The following is a 26,744-nucleotide window of genomic DNA, read 5'->3' as shown; positions in this document are numbered from 1 at the left end:
TTAGAATTTAATGTTAACACCTGCAGAAAAAACCTTATAGAGCGGCGTGGTGAGATCGGTATTACCGCCCCGCTGCCTTTCAGGATCAAAATTTTCGACCTTAGTGAAAGTGAGTAGGTTTTGTCCACTGATAAAGATCCTAGCCTGATTCATCAAGGCAAGACGAGAAAGATCGCCAGGGAGCGTGTATCCCAGTTCGGTATTTCTAAGTCTCAGATAGGACATGTCTTGGACATAAAAAGTAGAGGTCACGGTATTATTTACACCCCCCAATCTTGGGAGTGTCTCGGAAGGATTCTCCGGAGTCCATCGATTGATCCAGTAGGAAAGCGCATTATTACGATCACCTGGCATCGGCTGTTGCCCATTACCGTCCAGGATACGGTCTATTCCCCCCACCCCTTGGAAAACGAAGCTCAAGTCAAAACCTGCCATTTGGAAGTTGGCATTGAGTCCATAAATCCACTTAGGGAAAGGATTTCCGATCACCGTCCGATCAAAGGCATCAATCACTCCATCCGCCTTCCCTTCAGGTCCGGACAAATCCGCATATCGAAGGTCACCTGGAGAAGTTTGGTTATTCCCAAACTGCTGAGGAGCAGCATCTACCTCTTCTTCAGTTTGAAATACTCCCATCACCTCATAGCCATAATACGCATTGAACGGGACTCCTATTCGGATGATGGTCTGTCCTGAAATGGTCTCTTCACCACCAGGCCCCAAATCAGTCACCTCATTATCTGCCATTCTGGTTACATTGGCACTTAGGTTCATAGTGAGTTTACCCATATTCTGACGATAATTCACAGTCATCTCCAGTCCGCTATTCTCCATTCCCGCTGCATTTTGTGCAGCCAAATTGGTTACCCCTATAGAATTTGGAATTGGAAAATTGGTATACAGAATATCAGAGCTGATTCGCTTAAAATAATCTGCGGTCACATCCAGTCGGTTGCTAAGCAACGCCACATCCATTCCAATATTAAACTGCTCTATCGTCTCCCAGGTAATAAAGGGGTTGGCCAGGGAAGTCAATGCCACTGCTGGAACAATCACATCCTGTCCCAAATGATAATCCAGTCCTGTATTGTAGGTCTGCTCGAAAATGTAATTCCCGATTCGGTCATTTCCACTCAAGCCCCAGCTAGCGCGGATTTTCAAGTCAGAAAGGAAGCCCGAATTTTCAAGGAAAGATTCCCGGGCGATATTCCATCCAGCTGAAAGTGAAGGAAAGGTACCATATCGGTTATTGGCTCCGAACTTAGAGGACCCATCTCTCCGTACATTGGCCTCGAAGAGGTATTTTTCCAGGTAATTGTAATTTACCCGGGCAAAAAATGACTGCCAGGCCTCCTCAGATGCTCCACCGCCGACGGATGGATTCAATACCCCGCCGCCGTTAAATTCCTGTATGGCGTCCGATGGAAAACCCTGCAATGATCCGTTGAAGCCATCGACTTTATCGTAAATCACGGAATGCCCCAACAAGAAGCCTAAATTATGCTTACCCAGGATACTGGTATTGTAGCGCAAAATATTTTCATTCAATAATCGATAGTTGAAATCCAAATTATTAGAAAGTGAATTCAAATCATTTTGGTTGACCACATTACCTTCCCAGTCTCGTGTCGTTAAACGGGGATTGAAATTGGAAATATTGGTAAAATTGATGATCGCACTTCCACTCGTCTCAAAGAAAAGCCCTTCAGCAAGTTTAGCCGTCAAACCAATTCGCTCACTGATATTGATGTTGTCCCGGGAATAATCACCCTGAGTACCGGTTAGCAAAACATTATTAATAGGAAATGAAAAATTGACGTTTTCATAGGCCCCGTCTACAATTCCAAACTCACCATTTTGATAATAGACCGGGACGGTCGGAGTAGAGCGCTGAAACTGATTAATAATTCCGGTCTCACCCGTAATTGCGCCAGCCCCTCCACTAGGCCCCATAAATCTGGACCAGTAAGCGTTGGTGACGTTGGTAATGGTCAACCAATCGTTTGGTTTAACGTTGAGATTGATTCCTAAATTAACTCGATCTGATTTGAACTTCCCCTGCACCACGGCTTCCTGATTAAGATACCCAAGAGAAAGCCTGTAAGTCATGCGATCCGTACCTCCTGATGCTGACAAATAGTGATTTTGGATCGGTGCGTCCCGAAGGGCAACTTGTGCCCAATTGGTATTGGAAAACTGATCAGGATTGCTTCCAGAGCGAATCGCCGCAATATCTTCCTGTGAATAGCGTACTGGTGCATCGGGTCCATTTACGTTTAGGGTACGCTCATTTAAGAGTGTAGCGTAATCAACCCCATCCAGATACTCAGGAACTACGGTTACGCGCTGAAAACCGGTAAAGGAATTGTAATCAACCGAAAACTTACCTTTGGTTCCTTTTTTTGTCGTGACGACCAGGACTCCGTTGGCACCTCTTGCACCGTATATTGCGGAGGCGGAGGCATCTTTCAATACGGAAATGCTTTCGATATCGGATGGGGCCAAATTATTAAACTCTGCTAATCCATCGTATTGAATATTGTCAATGACAACGAGTGGGTTGGCTCCTCCGAAGGTACCGATGCCCCGAATGACAATGGATGAACCATCCGCTCCTGGTAATCCGGTTGACTGGGTCAATTGAACTCCGGAGAATTTACCGTACATCAGCTGTGCGCTATTGGTAACAGGCGTATTGACAGCATCGTCAAACTTCAAGGTCTCTACCGCACCGGTGAGGTTGAGTTTCTTTTGCTCCCCATAACCGACTACGACTACCTCATCGAGCAGGGCCTCGGATTCGGAAAGCATTATATCAATAGTGGATTGATTACCTACGACCACCTCTTGTTTGCTGAAGCCGATTAAGCTAAAAACGAGAACTGATTCGGGAGAAGCTACCGGTATCGTATAGTTCCCATCCAAATCTGTAACTACTCCATTGTTTGTGTCTTTCTCTAACACGACTACTCCAGGAAGTGCTTCCCCATCTGCTGCTGTCACCTGTCCCTGGACTTCAACAGCCTGAAAGGACCAAGCCGTAGATAGCGTACAGCACAGCAGGAGTCCCAGTACGAAGGCCTTTTTGTATGAAAGGAATTCTCTGTTCATCCTGGCGGATAGATTTCCTTTGCTTTTTTCATTTTCCATAGAAGGAAGATTTTGAGTTATTGATAATTTCACGGATACAAATTTGAGTAAACCTACACTATTCAAAGGGTATGAATCGAGCAAACGGGAGGTCAAATACGCCAATCTGACTAAAAATGAGGGGTTCTATTGATTACATTGGCGCTTTTGCCCATTTTATGAGGGAAATCACGTTTTTTCTGGCAACAGCGAAAAAATCAAGCTTCTTTGGCTTTCTCCACAATCTTTTGTTTGTAAGCGGACGGCAGACAATTGAATTGCTGCTGAAAGGATTTTTTGAAGTACTTGTAATCATTAAAACCTACTTCAAAGGCCACCTGGCTCAATTTCATGTGGCTGTGCAAAATAACCTGAGCTGCCTTTTTTAGTCTAACTGAGCGAATGAAAGCAGTGATCGAAAGTCCGGTTAGTGATTTAATCTTTCTAAATAGGGTGGATTGACTCATATACAATTCATCAACCATCATGTCTATCCCGAAATCAGTGTTTTGAAGATTTTGATTAACCAATTGAATGGCTTTTTCAATAAACTGTGCATCCAAATCAGACTCAAGTGCAGCCCGGTTATCGGGTTCAAAGCGCACCCTATTCAGGAAGTACTCCCTAAGTTTGTTGCGATTTTCCAGAATATTAGTCACTCTGGTCTTGACAATTTTTGGGTTGAAGGGCTTGGTGATATAATCTTCCGCTCCCGTTTTCAACCCTTCCATTTCGTAGGTAACGGAGGTTCTGGCTGTTAATAAAATAACAGGGATATGAGAGGTAGTAATTTGCTTTTTGACCTCCTGGCAAAGTTTGATACCATCCATCCGAGGCATCATCACATCACTAATGATCACGTCCGGGATTTCTTGATTGATCAGTTCCCACGCCGCCAATCCATCATCTGCTTCCAGAATGTGGTATTCATCTTCAAGTAATCCCCGGAGGTATTTTCGAATATCCTCATGATCGTCCGCTATCAGGATGGTTGCAGATTTTTGGTTTTCTTCGATTTTTAGATCGCTTTGGTTGTTTATTTCGAAATCAGTGACCAGGTCCCACCCTTCATCCTCAAATAGATCCATGGCCGTTTCTTCTTCTACATGCAGCGGAAGGCTAAAAAGCACCTCAGTGCCTTTTCCTTGTTCGCTCCGGATTCGGATTTCTCCTTCGTGCAGATCGATGATGTCCTTAGAAAAAGCCAATCCGATTCCACTGCCAACTAGTTTGGAAGTATCTGCGTTTTGTACCTGATAAAATCGATCAAATACGTTAGCCGCATCCTCCTCGCTCATCCCGATTCCAGAGTCCTTTACCTTTACCTGCATAACCCCTGATTCTACCAAAACGGAAAATGTAATTAGTCCATTTTGGCCGGTGTATTTAAAAGCATTCGAAAGGATATTGCAGAGGACAATTTCCATTTGGTCCCTGTCGAATTCCAGCGCAACCTTGTCCATATTGGACTCAAAGTGATAGTCAATTTTCTTTTGAGCTGCCAAACTCTGAAAACTCAGGTATACTTCCCTGGCAAACCCCACGAAGTCCGAATAACCCAATTTCAAATTCAATAGCCCATGCTCTGCTTTTCGGAAATCAAGAAGCTGATTGATCAATCTCAGCATACGCCGGGCATTGGACTCCACCAGGAGAAGCTTTTCTCTCGCAGATTCCTTAAAATCGAAATGCTCTAAGAGTTCCGTAACCGGGCTGAGAATTAACGTCAGCGGCGTTCTGAATTCATGGGAAATATTGGTAAAAAAAGTGATTTTGGCTTCATTGAGTTCGTGCTCCTTGTCCTTCTCAATCTGAATGATTTGTAGCTCTGCGCGAAGTTTGGCCTGCCGGAGGGATATGTAACGAATCAGCAGCAAAATTCCGGATGCCAATAGCGCGTAAAGTATAAACGCGTACCAGGTCAACCAGGGTGGCGCCTGGATAGAAATCAAAAGAGATCGCACCGGACTCCAGTCCTGATTATTTCGACTGGCACGTATCAGCAGCTCATAATCTCCCCAGGGAAGGCCCGTAAAACTGATTTGATTCAACGTACCCAGATACACCCACTCCTCGTTCATTCCCTTAAGTTGATAGGCATAGGAAACATTATCCGGACCAAAAAAATCATTTACAGCGAACGTAAGGGAAAGGTGATTTTGGGAATAATTTAAATTGACTTTTTTAGTATTCTGAATGGAATTTTCCAGGATAGTCTCCCCATCCACCCCGTCTCCGACGTGTAATACCTGATTATTGACCGTCAATTTGGTGAGAACCACCTCGGGTACATTAAATTCTTCACTGATGGCTTCGGGCTGAAAACCAACCAACCCATTTGAGCCTCCGAAATAAATCTTTCCGGATTTTTCCTGAAAGGAGGCCCCACTGTGGAAAGAGTTTATCAACACACCGTCCTCCCGGTCATAATTGATGAAATTTTTGGATTGTGGATCAAATTTGGTTACCGTAGTGGTCGTACTCAGCCAGAGATTTCCAGACTTATCCTCTTCTACCGCGCAGATAAAATCATTCATCAGGCCTTTACTCTTTTCAAAAAAATCTTCCAGGATCAGCTCTTCGTTTTTAATCCTTATTGAGGCCAAACCATTGGGAGTACCCAGGTACATTTTTTCATCGCTAAGGAATAAATCGTTGATAATACTCGGATCCAATTGCCCACCCAGGAGCTCAGCATGAGTGGTGAAGTTTTGACTAGTCTCATCATAGCGATTGATTCCCGAATAAGTACCCAGCCAAATCCTACTATTTTTATCTTCCTTGATTTGACTGATTCGGTTATTCTCCAAGGGATAGGCTTGCTTATTCTCCTCGAAAATAGTCCAGGATGAAAAATCCGCATAGGTGTTAAAATCAACCATTTTTAGGCCCGACTGCTGCGTTCCGACCCATAGTCGTTCTTGTGAATCCACCAGGATTGTCGTGATCTTTTGGGAGGGGAAAAAACGCTCCGCTTTGGTGAAATCTCCATCTTTGGCGATATACATTCCCAGTCCAGTTCCGACAAATAAATAATCCTCCCATTCGTATAAGGTATAAACTTTTGACTTATTGACGCGCTCCACTAGCTGAAAGCCAGATTTGCCGCGGTTTGAAAACAAGCCCTCAGTAAGCGTTCCTTTGTAGGTAACACCGGCCTTCGAAATCAGATAGGCCGTCACATTTCGGTCAATAATCCCCTCTTGGGCAGTAATGGTAGAAAAATCAAAGCCTTTATTTGGGTAAAGAATCAAAGCCCCCCCATGCGAAGTTCCGAGCCAGGCGATTCCATTCTCATCAATATCTATACTTAAAATGATCGAATAGTTGATGTTTTCCTCTAGGGTGCTGTGGGGGTTGGTATTTACTTTCTTGAAATTCGCCACGTTGCTATCGCTGATAAACAATCCATCACCCCAGCTACCTATCCATAGTCTGCCCAGAGGATCTAAGGCCATGCTTTTCACATAATTGGCCTTGATGCCGATATCAAATTTTTCTATTTGCTGCCGTTCCAGGTCAAAAGCATGCAGGTTGACTTTTCGCTGTGAATTCCCAATGAGCCAGATCTTTTGCCTCAAAGGATCTTCTACCAGGTTATAAGGTATCATGCCTGCCTGGAATCGTAACAGTCGCTGCTCGGAAGGATCATACTTCATCAGCTGATTGCCGCTAACAAACCATACATTCCAAAATTGATCTGCTATAATATTGTAGACCGGCTGAAGGAAAGAAAAGTGCTCCACCACTTTTTCTGACTCGGGGTCCAGGACAAAAACCCCATTGCTCCAGGTTCCGATCCAAATGCTACCATCCTTCGATTGATTTATTGCTATCACACGTAGCGGCTTATCCGAATAGGCTAGAAACTGCTGGCTAAAGGATTGAATACTGTTTTTTTGAGGATCAAGTTTGGAAAGTCCTCCTCCTTTCGTTCCGATCCAGATTTTATGTTCCTTATCCTTAAAAAGGGTTTCTATATTTTCATTTTCCAGTCCCGGAAAAGCCAGACCCGGCTTGTACTCTGAAAAATCATATCCGTCAAACTTCGTGATTCCTCCTTCTGTGGCAAAATATTTAAAATTGTATTGGTCGCTGACCACCTTCGTTACATAATTACTAAGCAAACCTCGGCGTACGTTCAATACATCTATGGTAAATTCCTCTGCATTATTTCCCTGAAAGGGAAAAGCAGAAGGACTTACGTAGGCAGCCAGCCAGCATGTCAGAAGTAAAGCTCTCATCTGTATTGATAGGATATTTTGGATTTGCCGGTAATTTAAGCCTTTATTCATAACTTAAAACTGCATTCAGGCCGGAAATGATTTACGATCAAATCTCAACTCACTCCTGCCTAAACTGTCACCGCTAAGGTAAGTTCAAAGGCGCAGGGGCCAATGGGCTATATCAGTCAATTATCAGGACAAATCAATCATCGATACGCCGAATAAGCTACGTTTTAAAAAAAAAATTGAAAGCGCATAAATAGATTGGAAATTAAGTTTGTTTCCTCGGCCAATTGATTAATGAATTACTGGTGTACCCGGTTAAATAATCAGTTTACTGGATTCGTCTAATGTCTGCATGTTCCAGTAGGAACACAAATAGACCGGGTCTTGTCTACATTTAGAACTGTTATTTTAGGCAACTCGGGCTGCTAGTGAAAAACCGCCATAATAAACTCCTTCTTCTGGAAGACCGAATCGCATGTCCGGATCCAATTGTTTAATCAAAAAATAAACCCCTTTGATACACTTCTTTCGGCTTTCCTGTAAAAATTCAACTTTCCTACCTATTGTATTTCTATCTTTGCAGTTACCCAGAAAATGAAAAGCATACTCATGAAAAAAATTTACCAGCCCGCAATAGTTTTATTTTTTCTAATTAGCAGCTCCCTATTTGCCCAATCTGATAATTTTGGAGGTATTCGGGGAATTGTCATTGACCAGGATGGCAATGCGCCGCTTGGCTTCGCCACCATCAGTGTGTTCGAATCCGAAAGCACAGAAAAAACACTGGTTAACGGAGGGATTACAGCAGAGGATGGCACCTTTGACCTGAATCTGCCGCAAGGGGAGTTTGATGTGCTTGTAGAATTTATGGGTTACCTGCCCCTGGAAATCAATGACCTGATTATCAACAGGGAAAACCGAAGGGTGGATTTAGGCCGCTTGGAATTGGAAGCCGATACCGAAAACCTGGATGAAGTGGTGGTGCAGGGTGAAAAAACGCTGATGGAACTTTCCCTGGACAAACGGATCTTTAATGTGGGCAAGGACCTGGCCAATGCAGGAGGAACTGCCTCCGATATCCTGATGAATCTGCCGTCCATCAACGTTGATCCGGAAGGCGGGGTAAGCCTGAGGGGATCCAGCAATGTACGGATCCTGGTAGATGGCAAACCTTCCGGCCTGGTAAGCTTCAAAGGCAGCAGTGGTCTGCAACAACTACCTGCCAGTATGATCGAAACGGTTGAAGTCATCACCAACCCTTCTGCGCGCTATGAGGCGGAAGGCATGGCCGGTGTGATCAACATCATCCTCAAAAAAGAAAACAATCAGGGGTTCAATGCCTCCTTTGAGGGAATTGCGGGAAACCCCCACAATTTTGGGCTGGCAGCCAACCTGAATTACAGACATAAGAAAATCAACTGGTTCGTCAATTATGGCGTGGCTTACCGCCGGGTGCCCAGGGAAGGCACCATCCGACAGGAAGTCAGCAATGCAGATACCAGCTTTTACTCTCACCAGACCACCACGGGTACGGTGAACGGTCTCAACAACAATATCAGAGCAGGGCTGGACTATTTTTTCAACGAAAACAGCATCCTTACCGGTTCCTATCTTTGGAGAAGGAGTGATGCCAGACGCCTGACCAATATCCGGTATAACGATTACCCCTCTGCAGAAGCTCCCATTCTGGACAGTTACACCCTGAGGACTCAGGATGAAGATGAGAAAGAACCCAATTCAGAATTCAACCTGACCTATAAACGAAGCTTTGAACAGAAAGGCCATGTACTCAGTACAGCCATTACTTACCTGGATTATTGGGAAAATTCCGATCAGGTGTACACCCAGGATGCCTATTTCCCAAATGGAACGCCCATTCCAGGTGGATCCCTGTATCAAACTTCCGTTAACGATGAATTTGACAGGCAATGGCTCCTCCAACTGGACTATACCAAACCTGTCGGCAGCGAAGGCAATTTCGAAACCGGGATACGCAGCAGTATCCGGAATATGGAGAATGATTTTATCGTCAGTGAACGCGCTGAGTCTGGAAATATGGTTCCTCTTCCTGGTTTGGACGATATTTTCCTTTATGACGAAAACATCCATGCTGCCTACGCCATCCTGGGCAATAAGAGCAATAAATTTTCTTATCAGGGAGGTTTACGAGCAGAATACACCGATGTGAGTACCACCCTGGTAAAAACCAATGAGGTCAATCCCCGGGATTATGCCAACCTGTTCCCTTCCGCCCATCTGACCTACAATATCAGCCCGGACGATGCCCTGCAGGTCAGTTACAGTCGCAGGATCCGAAGACCGGTCTACAATGACCTCAGCCCCTTTATGACCTTTTCCGATGCCCGGAATTTCTTTAGCGGCAACCCGGACCTGAATCCGGAATACACGGACGCTTTCGAACTGGGCCACATCAAATACATGGACAAAGGCTCTGTTTTCTCCACCCTGTATTACCGGGATACCGAAGACAAAATCGAGCGCATCCGCAGTGTGGATGAAGAGGGCAATTCCACCACCCTTCCTTATAATTTATTGGGAGAGCAGTCCATGGGCTTTGAATTCACCACGGACTACTACCCGGTAGAATGGTGGAAGCTGGATGCCAATTTTAACTTTTTCTATGCCAAAATCGACGGCAGCAATATACTGGACACTTACACGGCCGACACCTATTCCTGGTTTACCCGGCTTACTTCCCGCTTCACTCTGCAAAACGGACTGGACCTGCAGCTCCGGGGAAATTATGAGGGTCGCAGAAGGGTGGCCCAGGGGGTACAAAAAGCCATTGCCTACCTGGACATTTCCGCCAGCAAGGACATCATGAAGGGCCGCGGAACGCTCATTCTAAATGTAATGGATGTGTTCAATTCCCGCAGAAACCGGTATATATTTGAAGGTCCGGGCTTCCTGACTGAAGGGGATATCCTGCCCAGAAGAAGGCAAATCAACCTGACCCTAAACTACCGGATCAAGCAATCCAAAGCCCAAAGCAAGCCGACGATATTGGGGGAGGATTGAATACAAAAAATGCAAAATTACCCACATTGCGAATATAAGGTTTGAGCGTTAGGAAGATTTTTCCCTCAATAGGATATAGCTCCATCCTATTAATCGGATTTCAAAAGCCAATGATGCTAATAACCCAATTAATTGCCTCCAGCTGAAGCAGGAGGCAATTGATAAAAGAGAATTGATCCTAAAATAAAAACCAAAAAATCAATGGCTAACATCCCTCAATAGGAATGCGGCTTTAGCCCATTCCATAGAATTAAATACAATTTTTCCTGGCTTTAGCCAAAAATAGGCTATCGCATATGTATTCGACTGAAAGGGTAATCCCGTCAAAAAACTCACTTTGGATCATCTGGTAAGGTCCATTGCCATAGAGGAGGAAAACCAAATTTTGCAAGCAGCGGCATTTATTGGCAAAGAACTTAGTCTGATAAAGTTGGATTTAAGATAAAACAGAATTAAATTGAAACCTATGGAGATTACTTAGGGTAGCCAAAAGCATTCATTCATCTAATATTTGACTTCGGGGAGAATAATTAACTAAAATTACTTCTCAATACTATAAGATTGACTCTCTAAATATGATCTGATTTTTCTCAAATATTTTTCCAATGAAAAGTTTCCTTCATTTAATACTCATCGTTATGCCTCTCTTTTTCTGGACAGGATGCGGGGAGAAAGAGCCATTAGCAGATAATGTTTTGACCATAAATCCCCCTGAGGCAGATCAGTCCATTCTCTTGTCAGCATTGGTGGATTCGGTAACTTATATTCCTCTTGAGACCAATGAAAATAGCATGATGGTGCGTACACGGGAGATCATTATCAAGAATAAGTATATTTACGCAATTGACAGAGATTTAAAGGCCGTTTTTGTATTTAATAAGAAAGGCAAATTTCTTTCCAAACTCAGTAAGCACGGATCAGGTCCCGATGAATACGGCATATTGTATCAGGTTTTAGTGGATGAGGAGGAGGAATACATTGAAGTGTTTGATTACAGAGGGGAGAAATCACGCATTATTCAATACGAAAACATAACCTTTGAATATTTGAATGAACAGGAGATATCCCTTCCATTTGCCAATACGATGAGAAAAGAAAAGGATAACGATATTTACTATTTTTCCGCACAGCAGCAGGAAAATACCATAGGAAGCAAAATTACCAATGCAGACATATTAGTTGTGAAGGGAGGAAAACTTCAACATTCGCTTTTTGATAAGCATATAATAACCGAAGGATCGACGTTTTCCCCAAATTCCGAAAGTTTTACCACCAACAAGCAGGGAGAAATTTTTATTTCGCTATTGTATAACAACACTTTTTACCAGCTTTTAAATATGGAAGCGCTTCCGATTTTGACAGTTGATTTCGGTAATTATGGTATAGACCATTCCATAGGACTAAAAAGCACCAAAGAACAACAGGAATATTTGTATGCAGGTGATCAAACGAAGGGTCTGGCATCTTTCCCGGTCCTAAATATTTACGATTCGAATATTTCGGCGTTTACTTACTATTTCAAAACGGCCGGTAGAAACCAATTGCACCATCATTTTCACTTCAAAAAAACCAATCAGACCTTCCATACAAAGGATATCATAAATGATTTAACCAATTATCCGGAAAAGGTCTACCTAAGTTCTTATTATTATGCTGTTAACCATGAGGTTTTGCACGAAAATTACCTGGTAGATATTGTCCTACCCTGGCACAGCAATGAAGGCAAAACCATAGAAATCCCCGGTGTTGGAAAAATTGAGCCTGAGGACAACCCTGTTATTGTAATGATGAAACTAAAGGATAAATACATACAATAAAAAAAAAACAATCTCACCTCAAAAGGATATAGCCTCATACCATATAGATCGTTTTCCCAACCTCCCGGCTTTAGACAAAATTGGGGAGAGATTTGGGGAAATTTGGAAATTAATACCTTATCGATATAGGATTTGGCTAAAGCCAATAGGTGCAGTACCCCTTTATAACCCACAGCTGAAGCAGTGGGCAATTGAGTAATAGGAGTCCGGTTTTCTATTTTTAACCCATTATCAATGACCTGTCTCCTTTCAATAGGATCGCGGCTTTAGCCCCATCCTTAGAATGAGAGTTAATAAATCCCGGCTTCAGCCAAAACTGGGGAAGGATTTGGGAAATTCGGAAACTAATACCTTACCGATATAGGATTTGGCTAAAGCCAATAGGTGCAGTGCCTCTTTATTGCCCACAGCTGAAGCAGTGGGCAATTGAGTAATAATTGATTGGCATTCTTTCCTCAATAGGATGGCGGCTTTAGCCCCATCCCTAGAATGAGATTTCATGGACCCCGGCTTTAGCCAAAATTGGGGAGGTTTTGGGGCACAAGGGCCTTCCGGGAAAAATTTTGGCTAAAGCCAATGATGCTGATAACCCAATTAATTGCCTCCAGCTGAAGCAGGAGGCAATTGATAAAAGCGAATTGATCCTAAAATTAAAACCTATAAATCAATGGCAAACATCCCTCAATAGGAATGTGGCTTTAGCCCATTCTCTAAAATGAGATTTCATGGACCCCGGCTTTAGCCAAAATTGGGGAGGGTGATCGGAAAAATTAACTCTCTAATCGTAGTGACATTTACATAAAATTTCACTTGATTTTTGGTTTTCAGGAAGACATATTAAAGTTGGATTGGCATGAAAAAGGGTCTGTTGATTTGGTAACCCAGCCATTATAACTGTTCAAGGATATGCTATAAAAATACAATCTGAAAAAAGCACAGACAACAAGAGATCTGCAAACTCATCTGTTTTAGTTAGAAAAATAGAGTGACAAATCTATTCAGTTTGATTCAAATTACTAAATTAGTGATTTTGAATCAAAACAAAGAAAAATGAGACACCTTGCGGTTGCACTATTATTTTTTACATTTTTAGGATGCTCTGAGGAAAAGGATACAGACTACCTATTCACACCTCAGGTTTCAAAATTAGATTTCACTAATAAATTATCGGAGACTCCTAATATTAGCATTCTGTATTACCTCTATTTTTATAATGGTGGAGGTGTAGCCATTGGTGATATTAACAATGACGGCCTCCAAGACATTTATTTCACCGGAAATCAAGTCCCAAATAAACTGTTTCTAAATAAAGGGGATATGGAATTTGAGGACATCACGGAAAAGGCTGGAGTTGCCGGTACTTCTGACTGGAATACCGGTGTTAGCATGGCAGATGTGAACGGAGACGGCCATCTTGATATTTATGTATGCGCCGTAGTAGGAATTCACGGCTTGCAAGGCAAAAATGAACTGTTTATTAACAATGGAGACCTTACATTTGCCCAGGAAGGAAAGAAATATGGCCTGGATTTCCAAAATTATTCCACAATGGCTGCCTTTTTTGACTACGATAACGACGGAGACTTGGATATGTACCTATTAAACCATTCGGTACATACTGTTAATTCGTATGGTCCCTCGGAAATAAGGAATGACCGAATCGATGAAAGTGGAGATAAATTACTGAAAAATGAGGGCGGAATATTCGTAGACGTAAGCCAGGAAGCCGGAATTTATGGTGGTGCCAATGGCTATGGTTTAGGATTGGCAACTTCCGATTTTAATAATGACGGATATACTGATCTCTATATTAGCAACGATTTTCATGAAGACGACTATTATTACATCAACAACGGAGACGGCACCTTTTCTGAACAACTTAAGGAAAAATTCAGCCAGGTAAGCAGATTTTCAATGGGTAATGATGCCTCAGACATCAACCATGACGGCTTTGTGGATATTCTCACCCTCGACATGCTTCCTGAAGATGAAAAGGTGCTTAAATCATCTATGAGTGATGATCCGATTTACACACATGACCTGAAAATCGAACGCCTAAAATATCATCCCCAATACGCCCGTAACATGTTGCAAATCAACCGTTCCGGTGAATATTTTCAGGAAATTGCCTTATTTGGTAATGTAGCAGCAACCGATTGGAGCTGGAGCCCGCTAATCGCTGATTTTGATTTGGATGGTAAGCAGGATTTATTTATATCCACCGGTATAGCTCGACGACCCAATGATCATGACTACATCAATTATATTTCCAGTGAGGAAATAGAACGAAAATTTAATTCTTCCAGTGTTTTCGATCAGGAGGCACTGAAAAAAATGCCTCCTGGAAAAGTGAAAAACTATATTTTTGAAGGAAGGGAAGATCTTCGGTTTTCAGACAAATCCGGTAAATGGATTTCAGATACACCAAATATCTCCAACGGTGCCGCATGGGCAGATTTGGACAATGACGGAGACCTGGATTTGGTAACCAATAACCTCAATGAGCCGGCCACATTATATCTAAACAATTTAAAAGAAAATTCTGCCTATTTAAAAATTAAAGTAAATTTCACCGCTCCCAATACGTTTGGAATCGGCACGAAGGTAATATCCTGGCATCAAGGAAAAATGCAGTTAAAGCAATTGTATACTACAAGAGGCTTTCAATCCTCCTCTGAGCCATTGATTCATTTTGGGTATGGAAGTCTCCAGCAAATAGATTCTCTACTTGTGATCTGGCCGGATAATACATTCGAGATGAAGTATGAGATCGCAGTAAATCAAACCGTGAAATTAAAACCTCAAGAAGATCGCAAAAAACTGGATTATTCGCGACTTTTCCCCAAGCCCGAGACATGGTTTCGAAAAGTAGCGCCGTTACCCGGATTAGATTATGAACACCAGGAAAACAGGTTTATAGATTTCAACCGCCAGAGACTCATCCCCTACAAAATATCTGACAAAGGTCCTGCTGTTGTCGTCAAAGACCTGGATGGAGATGGTCGTGAAGATATATTCTTTGGAGGCGCTACCGGCCAGCCAGCCCGTATTTTCCTTCAAACGCCTGACCGTTTTGTCGAAAACCACGTAGAAGCCATCGGCAATGATTCTATTTATGAAGATGTATCGGCTACCATAGAAGACTTGAATAATGACGGGAGAAATGATTTGTTCATTGTCTCTGCAGGTGGAGAGTTTACGGACAAAAATGAGACTTTGAGGGATCGGCTATACATCAATAGCAAGGCTGGATTTAGTAAGCGTACGCTGCCTTCCTATTTTGAAAATGGATCAGTAGTAAAAGCACAGGATTATGACAAAGATGGCAACATAGACCTTTTTATTGGAGGGGCAGCAGTTGCAAATGATTTTGGAAAACTTCCCAGATCTTATCTTCTAATAAATAAAAAAGACAGCTTTGACATCATCGAAAACAAAGACCTGGAGCATATCGGAATGGTAACAGACGCCCTTTGGACAGATTTTGACGGGGATGGTTGGGAGGACCTAATCGTGGTGGGGGAATGGATGAGTCCGCGGTTTCTTCGCAATCAAAATGGTGTTTTAAAGGATATTACCAATGATCTAATAGATCAAAATCTAAATGGTCTTTGGCAAACGATCATTCCATTTGACATTAATGGGGACGGTAATATGGATTTCCTGCTGGGGAATTGGGGGTTAAACACAAAATTTAAAGCAACTCAAAATAGTCCATTAAAAATGTATTATTCGGATTTTGATGATAATGGGCGCACCGAAACCATAGTGGCTTACGAAAAAAACGGAAAGTATTATACGGTTGCAGGCCTGGATGAGCTGGGCAGCCAAATGAGCGTTATTAGGAGAAAGTTCACTGCTTACTCGGATTTTGCCGGCAAACCTGTGGAGGAAATATTTGACGAAGCGCAGCTGGAAAATGCTTCTCTTTTGACAGTCCATAATCTGGCATCAGGTTACCTACTCAATTCCGGTGATGGTTATACTTTTGAAGCCTTTGAAACATCATTACAGGTAGCACCACTGACCTCCTTTTTAAAATATGACTTTAATGGTGACGGTAAGGAAGAAGTTTTGGCTGGGGGTAATTATTTTGGGGTAACCCCCTATCATGGACGATATGGAAGTCTTTCAGGAAATATCATTACTGCTGGAGGAAAAATATTAGACGGAGACCAGTTGGGTTTAAACTTCACCCAAAAGGCAGTTAGAGACTTAGCTATCATCAACTTTGACAATGAACACTATGCGTTAGTCACGTATAACAATGAAAAACCGGAGTTATATAAGTTAAAATTTGGAAAGGAATAACCCTTTCACCATAATACACAAAAAACCCTTTTCATTTTTGAAAAGAAAAATAAATCCGGCTCCCGGAAATACAACCCGGGGCCGGATTTATACAATTCCACTAAGAAAACCTTTACCAGATGCTCCTTAAGTAAGCATTAAAATATTAATACCCGGGATTTTGCTCCAAAACATTACTTGCCGATAATGCCTCTGTAGGCACGGGAAACCGGTTCAAATGATCCGAATTAGAGGGGGTGTGATCCCACCACCTTTCGGTAGTGAAAAAGCCCAACCTTATCAGATCGGTCCTTCTTCTACCTTCCCCTAAAAACTCAATTCCCCATTCATCGGCTATACGGTAAAGGTCCAGGTTTTCGGCCGTAGCCGGATTCGGGTCAACGCCGCCCTCAAAAGCTCTTTGTCGCACTTCATTTATCAACTCTGCTGCGGCAGAGGCTTCCCCCATTCTTAGACGACACTCAGCTAACATCAGATATACTTCTGCCAATCTAAAAACAGGATGATCAGCAGCCCACCTCAAATTAAGGTCTTGACTAGAGGGCACTGGGATTTTCACAATTCTTACACCGGTATTTTCCTCACCTGCACCGATATTAGAAGGCAACTCATCAATAGTTTCAAAGGTTGACCCCAGTTCTGAAAACCTTCCGACCTGGTCGACAAATACAAGGGGTTGGCCATTATACTCCTCATTGCCTATTACCTGCTCACCATCTATGGGAGAAACCTGCGGACCTACCAAAAACATGCCTTCATAATTACCCGAACCCAAATACCTGAAAGGCTTCTTCCTAAGATCCGTATCCTCAAACTTTTCGTAGGGCGATCCCAATTTAAACTCCTCTGTATACAAAGTTCCATCTGGTTTTCTTGATGGCTGTAAGTGCGTGCCATTATTAGAACCTAAGTCCACATCAAAGTAAACCCGGGAATTATAATGGTACATGTGCCCGTAGTGTGTGTATTCCAGGCGATTGAATTCAGAAGGTATCGACCATATAATCTCCGGAGATAGGTGATTTTCGAAGTCGTGGGGTCCTTTCCAGTCCAGATCCAGGCTGTAAGTCCCATATTCATTGGCAATAATTCCCTCAGAGATCCTGGCTGCCTCATCATACATGGGTTCACCGATGTAGGCTTCCGCATTAAAATACAATCTCGCCAACATTACAGCAGCAGCTCCTTTTGTAATTGCTCCTTCCTGAGGTGCGTCTGGTTCCTTTACTGCCAAATCAATCAAGGCCTGTTGTAACAGTGCTTCGATATGATTGAATGTTTCCCTATCGGTACTTCTGGGCACATCTTCCTGATCCAGGCTGGTAAATATGGGTAGCCCCCCAAAAAAATCAAGTCCTCTCAAATAGAAAAATGCAATCAAGGCATCCAATTGGCCTAGATGTGCGGCTTTATCTTCTTCTGATAGCGCAAGGCTTGCGTAATCCAGGCGACCCAAATCCTGTTTAACATCTAACCCTAATGCCACTCCTTGCAGGGTTCCTCTCCAGGTTCCAAACAATTGGGACTCGTCCGGCGTCCATTCATGGTGTTGGTATCGGGCATAACGACCTCCGTCATACCAATGCCTTCCTTTTGTTGATCGTGCAAATTGGTCTGCAGAAAATTCCTGTGCTATCCAGCGATCTCCGGTAAGATACCATCTTGCATGGGTAAAAGGCCGGTATAGCGCTGATAAAACATCCCCCTCCGTTTTGAAAAAGGTTTGGGGCACCACCCTGTCATACCATACTTCATCCAGAGAACAACTTGTTGCAATGACGCTAAATAGAATAATTATATATTTTATCAATTTCATAGTCTTATTTTTTTCTTTTAGAAATTAGCTTGAACACCTAACATAAAAGTTCGGGTTTGTGGATAGGTGGCTCTCTCTTCAAACCCGGGATCCAGGCCATTGATATTTACTTCGGGGTTTAGGCCTGAATAATTGGTAAGCACAAATAAATTTTGCCCTGTTGCATATACGCGCAGACCTTTTACATGCCTGTTTCCTCTGTCTCCTTGAAAATTAAATGTATATCCCAGAGAAAGCACATCCAGCTTCAAAAAATCACCATCCTCAATCCAGTAATTGCTCAACTCTTTTTCTCCGGTGATATGTCTTTGTTCTTCAAAATTTTCTACCAGGACATTTCTTGATTCCAGTGGTATTCCATAGTAAAAATTAGGCATATTAAAAATATCATGGCCTGACCAGCCGCGGAAATAAGCATTTACGTCAAAATTTCCAAAATTAAATTGGTTATTCCAGGCCAAGATTAACTTCGGGATGGCATTTCCGATAAATTTTTTATCTTCATTGGTTTTGGTTCTTTCAGTAACGTCAAACACCTCTCCATCGCTTCCTCTCAACATCCAATCTCCTGTCTCGGTAAATCCAGCATGTTCCCAGACAAAGAATCGACCGATGGGCTCTCCCGGGAACAGTCTGACAGCATTTCCCGGACTCCCCGGTGCAGGAAAACCCTTTCGATCCCAAAATGTCTGATTACCCCAAAGACTAACGAGTTCACTTTTATAGGCCGATCCGATTAATGTAGTTACATACTGGAAATTGGTATTATCAACAGCATTCCAAGTAAGTTCTGCTTCCCAGCCTGTATTTCGTAAGACCCCTACATTCATGGTCGTTTTATCGTGAATAGCCGGTGGTTGCGGAACAGAGATATCATAAATCAAATCATCCACGTCTCGTTGAAAAACATCGAACCTACCAGATAAATTTCCATCCAAAATGGCAAAGTCAATACCGATATTGTATTCTTTCTTGGTTTCCCACTTTAAATCAGTATTCTGGTTATGAGAAACTCCATAAGTCCTTCTCCACTCGCCATTCATCAACCACCAGGTATCCGGACCGTACATTCTGGTAGCTACACCAGGTGCGAAACCTTCATTGCCGGTTTCACCATAACCAGCTCGAAATTTTAGATTGGTAAACCAAGTCTGCCATTGCATAAAGGGTTCATTGTGGATGTTCCACCCTATAGAAAGGGCCGGAAAATTTCCCCACCTATTGCCTTTGGCGAATTTCGATGAACCCTCACGTCTCAAGCTGGCTGTGATCAGGTACCTGTTGTCAAAGCTATAGTTCACCCTTCCAAAAAATGCCATCAACCTGACTCGGGGGTTTTTATAAGAGCCTAGACCAGCCCTTCCCTCGGCTAAAAATCTACCAGTTCCCAAGTCATGTTCTTCTATGCCATCTACAGCGAAATCCGAATTATTTGCAGAAAATCCTTGTCCGTTAAATTCTTGAAAACTATAGCCTCCTACAGCATTAAGGGTATGTAAGTCAAAGATCTGGTCATAAGTAAGAAATGTCTCAAACGTATTGTCCTTTGATTCCCCGTAACTGTGGCTGGCATATCCAGCCACTCCTTCATCTAATGACGTTTTATGCTGGGCGGATCTCCAATAGGTGCCATAGTTGTCGTCATTATTCATCGAATAACGAGCGGTAAGGGAAACATTATCGGAAAGATTAAACAGAAAAGTAGTGGTATTCAGGAGGTAAGAATATTTTCGCTGATCGGTCCTTAATCGAATATCGGCTACCGGATTATACCAGTCATAACCTCCGGTCCAGACATTCAGCCCGTGCGCCTCTGTGGGATCATAGGGTGTTTCGGTCGGGTTAAGCTGCAAAGCCATCCTGAAAATGTCATTATTTGAAAATTCAGATTGTCTCTCACTATAGGAAAGGTTATTGGTTATTCTTAAAAATCCATCGAACAGGTTAAAATCTGTATTTATCCTTGCCTGGATTTCATCTCGCTGTGCCCCAATTGCCAGGCCTTTGGCACTCCGATTACTTATGGTAGCGCGAATTTTCGCATCTTCCACACCACCACTTAAGCTGATTACATTTCGGTAACTGATGGGAACATCGTTGGTTACCTCGTCGAACCAATCCGTATTGTGTCCTAAATCGTCTCCCAACCCTTGTTCGAGGAACCTATCCCTTCCCAAAGGCTCGTTATATCTTCGCACGGTTTCAGCAAACAATTCTCCGGTATAACTAACAGATAACTCTCCAGCAATAGCAGACTTGGTGGTAATAAGAATAACCCCTCCGGAGGCCCTAGTACCGTAAATAGCGGCACCGGAAGCATCACGCAATACTTCAATGGAGGCGATATCTTCCTTAACAACAGTATTAATATCCCCGCCTGGCACCCCATCAATAACAATTAAAGGTCCTTGTGAGGCATTCACTGAATTGACCCCTCTTAACTGGATAGACACTCCGGAATTGGGATCGGCACCGTTGGTAGATTGAATACTTAATCCAGGAACCTTTCCTTGAATGGCCATCAACGGTGAAACAGTGCCCGCAACAAAATCCTCTTCATTTAATGAGCTCACGGCACTGGTAAGATTTTCCCGATTAACGGATCCATAACCTACTACAACTACCTCATCCAGGGAAGCGATATCTTCCGACAATGAGACGTTAATTTCTGTTTGGTTATTTATTTCAATACTCTGAGATTCGAACCCGATGAAAGAAAAAACCAAAGTTGATCCTTCCGGAACCGTGATTGAATATTTCCCATCCAAATCTGTGGCCGTTCCGATCCCAGTACCGGGAATCGAAACTGTCACGCCTGGAATCGGTTGTCCTTCCTGGTCGGTCACTACGCCTGAAACGGTTACATCTACCATTGTCTCTGAATTAAATACCAAATCAGACTCGATGACATCCACTTTACTATATAGATTTCGCGGAAACAGTGAAACATGCGTGAACACTTTCTCAAAATGATTTTCCTTACTTTTTCTACTTTCCGCATAAATGCGGTCAATTGCAACGCATTGGATAATAATAACAACTGAAAATAATTTTATTATCGACCTTAATTGTTTTAGTCTGGGTTGTTTCATTAGTTTGGGATTAGGTTAATTGAAATTAAACATAAACTATCAGGTTCTTATAATAAAGAAACAAAATCCATAATAATAAAATATTAACAATTAGACTAATTTTTGTTTTTTTTTATTTTTTCAATGATTGAATTAGTCATATAAAAAATTGAAATTTAGACATATATACCTATTTTTACGTAGTTTATATAATGATACAAATCATTTTTGAGATTAGGCAAATCTAGAAAAGTTATATTTATTGAAAAATAAAAATTTATAAATTAAACTTAATTTATTCTGTTTATATTTAAATTTATTATGAATTAAAAGAGAATTATTAAACTGCCCAAATCTGGAATAAATGAAGTGAAATGAGGGGCTTAGTAATAATAATTCGTTCCTCCACACCAGCATATAGGCATTTGAAGATGTAGTACCCAATCTATCCATCATGAAATCAGATGGTTCGGTTAATCTTTTTTAATCTCATATTCTCCCCTAAAAGGAAATTCTTTACCGGGTATAATGCGAAAGTTGTTAAATAAGTTATTGTCTGAGAGCTTCTCAGTGAAAGGATTGGGCTAAAGCAGTGGTCAATTGAGTGATAATTGATTGCTATTCTTTTCTCAATAGGAATGTGGCTTTAGCTCATTCTCTAAAATGAGATTTCATAAACCCCGGTTTTAGCCAAAATTGAGGGGAAATTTTGAAATAATACCTTAAATGGTGTAAGTGTTTGGCTAAAGCCATTATGTGTATTGCCTCTTTTTTACCCACAGCTAAAGCAGTGGGCAAATGAGTAATAGGCGTCCGGTTTTCTATTTTTAACCCATAACCAATGACCTGTCTCCTTTCAATAGGATGGCGGCTTTAGCCCCATCCCTAGAATGAGATTTCATGGACCCCGGCTTTAGCCAAAATTGGGGAAGTTTTGGGGCACAAGGGCCCTCCGGGAAAAATTTTGGCTAAAGCCAATGATATAAATAATCCAAATAATTGCCTCCGGCTGAAGCAGGAGGCAATTGATCAGTACGGTCCTGTCTATTATTTTTTATCAATAATCTTTGACCTGTCCCCTTCAATAGGATGGCGGCTTTAGCCCCATCCTATTGATAATGCCCGCTACCCAGGCTTTAGCCAATATTGGGGAGAGATTTGGGGAAATTTTGAAAAAAATACCTTCCTTCCGGATAACGAAGTTTGGCTAATGCCAATATTACAAACTGGACCTATATTGCTCACAGCTGAAGCAGTGGGCAATTGAAAAAATAATATTTTTCTTCCCTGAACCAAAATATCCTACCCTTTCCGCAGCACCCAAAATACTGATATAAATCACTTGTAATCATGTTTTTAAGGCATGTTTTTTTTGTTCTAATGCTAGTAAATTTACTGGAATTGCAGAAGCGAACCCTAAAAATTCTACCTAAATCCAAATGTCCATGAAAACACGTGAAATTACTGTTGTATTGATATTAACCTTCCTAATGGGCAGCCAAATCAATGCAGGTGCCCAGGAAATGAGCAAAAAAGATTATCTCGAAAAAAGCCGCAGACAAAAGACTACAGGCTATATCATGGCAGGCGGAGGGCTTGCCATGGTCGCTGCAGGAAGTACCCTGTTTTCTGAAAACTTCATTCTTTTCGGCGCTTCCGATGCGGAGGAACAGGCGACAGGAATTGGTGTAGCCATGGCTGTTGTTGGCGGAATCGCCGCTATAGGAAGTATTCCGGTATTCATTAGCGCTGGTAAAAATAAAAAAAGGGCAGCGCTAATGAGCTTTAAACCTTTACCTACCAATACTCCAAAGTATGCCGTGGGCATTCCCAGCCATATACCCTCTCTTGCCCTGACCATTCCGCTTTACAGCAAAATGCCAAACTAAAAGCCTGTTTCCATACAATAACCAAAGCAGGCAAATCAACCGCCAAAACCATATTTTAGTAAAAAACACTTTGCCTGAACAGGGAGTTTGGTTACCGTATGCGACATGAAAAAGCACTAGTCTGGCTGAGAAATGACCTGAGATGGGAAGACAATCTCACCATTAAAAAAGCAACGGAACTTGCCAGGAGCGTTTTACCTGTTTATTGCCTGGATCCCCGGCAATTTGGACCGGGGGATTTTGGTTTAAAAAAAACCGGTCCCTTCCGCGCCAGGTTCCTTTCCGAAACCGTTCAGGACCTGCAAGATCAAATCATGAAAAAAGGAGGTACCTTGCTGCTCCTTCATGGCAAACCTGAAGAAGAGATACCCACCCTGGCACAAAAAGCCGGGGCAGGTGTGATCTGCTTCTCCCAGGAAGTCACTACAGAAGAAATAAGGGTGGAGCAGGCCATGGAAAAAACCGCCTGGAGCAAGGGTATTGCCACAGAAAGCTACTGGCAAGGTACCCTGTTCCATATTGACGACCTGCCATTCCCGGTATCTCAGATGCCCGAAGTATTTACCAGGTTTAGAAAAGAATGTGAGAAACTATCTCCGATCCGCCCGCTGGTTAAGATTCCTGAACCCGTTCGTTTTGCCCAAATACCAGAGGGACATCTGAATTCATGGCCGGAAATAGTCGAACCGGGTTTACAGATTGAAGCTCAGATCCACAAAGGCGACATGTTTTTCCAGGGTGGATCCGGCCCTGCCTTGCAACGAATGAACCATTATTTCTGGCAGACAGACAGTCTTGCCAGTTATAAAGCAACACGAAATGGTTTAATGGGGGCTGATTATTCCAGCAAATTCTCTCCCTGGCTGGCTATGGGAGCCCTTTCTCCAAGACAAGTTTACCGGGAAGTCAAACGCTATGAAACAGAAAGAACCAAAAATCAATCCACCTACTGGCTAATTTTCGAATTGATCTGGAGGGATTTCTTTCGCTTTATGGCCAAAAAGCATGGCAGCCGCATCTTTCAGATTGGGGGCATTCAGGACAAGCCAGGCTATTGGAAAGAAGACAAAGTCGCTTTTTCAAAATGGGCAGCCGGCAAAACCGGTATTCCCTTTATCGATGCTAATATGCGGGAACTCAACCAAACCGGTTTCATGTCCAACCGGGGCCGGCAGCTGGTCGCCAGCTTTCTGGTGAATGACCTGGAAATCGATTGGCGCTGGGGAGCTGCTTATTTCGAGCAGCAGCTCATCGACTACGATCCTTGTAGCAACTGGGGCAATTGGATGTACATCGCAGGGGTGGGAAATGATCCACGGCAGGACCGCTATTTCAATATCCTTTTGCAGGCTAAGAAGTATGATCCACACGGGGAATATATCAAGCGATGGGTTCCTGAGCTGAACGCCTTGAAGGGTTTTGAAGTCCATATTCCTTTCCAATTATCAAAGGAAAAGTTGGAAAAAGGCAGGATCAGGCTGGGAAAGGAGTACCCAATACCCCTGGTCTCTGCGGAAAACTGGAGCGTTTAATCCGGCAGACTTTCCAATACATGCTTTACCAGTTCGGCTTTGGCGGCATTTTTGATCCATCGGCTTACTATTACGAGTTCATGTTCCTCATCCACATACACCATATTGGTTCCCGCTCCCAAATGGAAAAAAGCGGATTCGGGGGCTGAAGGAATTTCCCGCTGCCGTGTATTGAGAAAATAATTCATGAATCCATAATTCTCCTGTGCGGGACCCGGAGTAAGGGATTTTGCAATCCATTCGCTGGAAATCAGTTGCTCTCCATTCCACGCTCCCCTATGCAGGGTCAGGTAACCAAACCTTGCCTGGTCATAGGCATTGATCATCATTCCTCCGCCCCAGTGGGAGCCTCCACTTACAGACTGCATGATTTGTCCGTCAATAATAACGAAGGAATTCTCGTACCCCGTCCATCTCCAGGTAGGACTGGCACCAATTTTATCCATTATTTTTTCCTTCAGTACCAGCGGAAGTGGCTTTCTCCAAACATTCATGGCTGCCAGTGCAAGTACGTTCACCCGGGTATCGTTGTAGGTATAGACAGATCCGGGTTCATTTCGCTCTCTACCCAGCCAGGTATCACTATCTCCCCGGGGCCGGTCTGCCCAGTCTGGCTTGCCCCATAGGGTTCCTTCCCAGTCAGAGGTTTGCCGAAGCAAATGCTCCCAGGTGATCTTCCGGTTATGTGGCGTTCCGAATAAGTCAAATACGTCTTCTTCCACCAGGTGATCGGATTTATTTCGGTGGGCCAGGTTAGGATCGTAGAGGATAATTGGCGCCATATAGGAATGCACCAGATCTTTTTCACTTTGGATCAGACCCTCATCCACAGCAAGCCCCACCAGGGTGGACAGGAAACTTTTGGCCACACTGAATGTCAGGTCTACCCTGCCGGGATCTCCCCATTGCCCAATCAGATACCCTTTGTATATGATTAGCCCGGTAGCCGGACCTCTTTCTTTCATGGGGCCAATGGGGTAACCAAAAGGCTCCCTGCCAAAACCGCTGAGGTAATGGGCTATTTTTAGATTCGGATCAGCTTCAGTTTCTTCCCTGATGGCCAGGTCTATGGCCTCCTGCAAGCGTCCGGGGTTTACCCCGAGGGCAGCAGGATCCTTTTTCTCCCAGGAATTTTTCCCTGGAAAATAGGTTTGTGCCGGTAAATTTTCGACCAGCAAAAACCCTAAAACCCAGAAACAAAAGTAATAGAAGTGGATTCTTTTCATCATTTCATGGATTTAATACCTGGCCATGCGCTTCACTTCCTGGTTGCGGAAGCATTGTTCCAGGTGATCATTTACGATACCGGTGGCCTGCAAATGTGAATAAATAATGGTACTACCGAGAAATTTAAATCCTTTTTGCTTCAGGTCACGGGCTATTTGATTGGAGAGTTCGGTAGCCGCCGGAACCATTGCCATGCTTTTCCATTCATTTTGCAGGGGTTTCCCATCTACAAAACCCCAGATATAGTCGGTAAATGTTCCGTAGTGTTCCTGTATTTCGATAAATTTTCGGGCATTATTAACCGCAGCATGGATCTTTAACCGGTTTCTTACAATGTCCGGATTCCCAATCAGTTTTTCTACCTCTTCTTCGGTAAAATCAGCTACTTTCCGGTAGTCAAAATCCTTGAAGGCCCGCATATATCCCTCCCTCTTTTTCAGGATGGTAGCCCAGCTCAATCCCGCCTGGGCACTTTCCAGCACCAGAAACTCAAAATGCTTGCGGTCACTGTATACCGGCACGCCCCATTCCTCATCATGGTATTGAATGTATTTCTCGAATCCCAGACACCAGGGGCAACGAAAGGTGTCGGTCTGATTAAGGATAAAGTCGCTCATGGCAGGTCAGGTATTTTCTAAGAAAGATAGGCAAATACCTAAATAAAAACAGCCATAAAGGCTA

12 protein-coding genes are annotated in these 26,744 nt (G+C 43.0%); 5 read left to right on the top strand and 7 right to left on the bottom strand.

Going from position 1 to position 26,744, the window contains the following annotated elements; translation table 11 throughout:
- Both G9Q97_RS09725 and G9Q97_RS09720 read right to left on the bottom strand, forming a co-directional pair.
- Entirely contained in the window at positions 1 to 3,150 is a 3,150-nt protein-coding gene (locus G9Q97_RS09725; RefSeq protein ID WP_166146246.1) for a SusC/RagA family TonB-linked outer membrane protein, read from the bottom strand.
- 197 nt (positions 3,151 to 3,347) lie between these two features.
- A complete protein-coding gene (locus tag G9Q97_RS09720) occupies positions 3,348 to 7,373 on the bottom strand; it encodes a two-component regulator propeller domain-containing protein (protein ID WP_166146243.1) in 4,026 nt (1,341 codons plus the stop codon).
- 597 nt (positions 7,374 to 7,970) lie between these two features.
- On the opposite strand from G9Q97_RS09720, the gene G9Q97_RS09715 reads away from it, so the two are divergent.
- Together G9Q97_RS09715 and G9Q97_RS09710 are read left to right on the top strand one after the other, a co-directional pair.
- Entirely contained in the window at positions 7,971 to 10,400 is a 2,430-nt protein-coding gene (locus tag G9Q97_RS09715) for an outer membrane beta-barrel family protein (protein ID WP_166146240.1), read from the top strand.
- Positions 10,401 to 11,005: 605 nt separating this feature from the next.
- On the top strand, positions 11,006 to 12,217 hold the full coding sequence (locus G9Q97_RS09710) for a 6-bladed beta-propeller (RefSeq protein ID WP_166146237.1): 1,212 nt from the start codon (positions 11,006 to 11,008) through the stop codon (positions 12,215 to 12,217).
- Between the two features lie 306 nt (positions 12,218 to 12,523).
- Here G9Q97_RS09710 and G9Q97_RS09705 read toward each other — a convergent pair whose 3' ends face one another.
- Positions 12,524 to 12,718, bottom strand: coding sequence for a hypothetical protein (locus tag G9Q97_RS09705; RefSeq protein ID WP_166146234.1), 195 nt, complete (start codon positions 12,716 to 12,718; stop codon positions 12,524 to 12,526).
- A 549-nt stretch (positions 12,719 to 13,267) separates the two neighbouring features.
- Between G9Q97_RS09705 and G9Q97_RS09700 the strand changes: the two genes are divergently transcribed.
- On the top strand, positions 13,268 to 16,528 hold the full coding sequence (locus tag G9Q97_RS09700) for a VCBS repeat-containing protein (RefSeq protein WP_166146232.1): 3,261 nt from the start codon (positions 13,268 to 13,270) through the stop codon (positions 16,526 to 16,528).
- Positions 16,529 to 16,673: 145 nt separating this feature from the next.
- Here G9Q97_RS09700 and G9Q97_RS09695 read toward each other — a convergent pair whose 3' ends face one another.
- Together G9Q97_RS09695 and G9Q97_RS09690 are read right to left on the bottom strand one after the other, a co-directional pair.
- A complete protein-coding gene (locus tag G9Q97_RS09695; RefSeq protein WP_166146229.1) occupies positions 16,674 to 18,344 on the bottom strand; it encodes a RagB/SusD family nutrient uptake outer membrane protein in 1,671 nt (556 codons plus the stop codon).
- 17 nt (positions 18,345 to 18,361) lie between these two features.
- Positions 18,362 to 21,259, bottom strand: coding sequence for a SusC/RagA family TonB-linked outer membrane protein (locus G9Q97_RS09690; RefSeq protein WP_317168743.1), 2,898 nt, complete (start codon positions 21,257 to 21,259; stop codon positions 18,362 to 18,364).
- A gap of 1,601 nt (positions 21,260 to 22,860) precedes the next feature.
- Here G9Q97_RS09690 and G9Q97_RS09685 point away from each other — a divergent pair.
- A complete protein-coding gene (locus tag G9Q97_RS09685) occupies positions 22,861 to 23,304 on the top strand; it encodes a hypothetical protein (RefSeq protein ID WP_166146223.1) in 444 nt (147 codons plus the stop codon).
- 98 nt (positions 23,305 to 23,402) lie between these two features.
- Complete coding sequence (locus G9Q97_RS09680; protein WP_166146220.1) at positions 23,403 to 24,836, top strand: DASH family cryptochrome; 1,434 nt, start codon at positions 23,403 to 23,405, stop codon at positions 24,834 to 24,836.
- Here G9Q97_RS09680 and G9Q97_RS09675 read toward each other — a convergent pair.
- Together G9Q97_RS09675 and G9Q97_RS09670 are read right to left on the bottom strand one after the other, a co-directional pair.
- The gene (locus tag G9Q97_RS09675; protein WP_166146510.1) at positions 24,833 to 26,062 is read right to left on the bottom strand and encodes a serine hydrolase domain-containing protein; all 1,230 of its coding nucleotides are present in this window, start codon (positions 26,060 to 26,062) and stop codon (positions 24,833 to 24,835) included. The two genes, G9Q97_RS09680 and G9Q97_RS09675, sit on opposite strands and share 4 nt — an antisense overlap.
- A 12-nt stretch (positions 26,063 to 26,074) precedes the next feature.
- Positions 26,075 to 26,680, bottom strand: a complete 606-nt coding sequence (locus G9Q97_RS09670) for a DNA-3-methyladenine glycosylase I (protein WP_166146217.1) — start codon at positions 26,678 to 26,680, stop codon at positions 26,075 to 26,077.
- Between the last annotated feature and the right edge of the window lie 64 nt (positions 26,681 to 26,744).

The organism is Cyclobacterium plantarum, assembly GCF_011290685.1.
Taxonomy (GTDB): Bacteria; Bacteroidota; Bacteroidia; order Cytophagales; family Cyclobacteriaceae; genus Cyclobacterium; species Cyclobacterium plantarum.
Note: the sequence above shows the minus strand (reverse complement) of the source record. Positions and strands in the feature narration are given on the sequence as shown.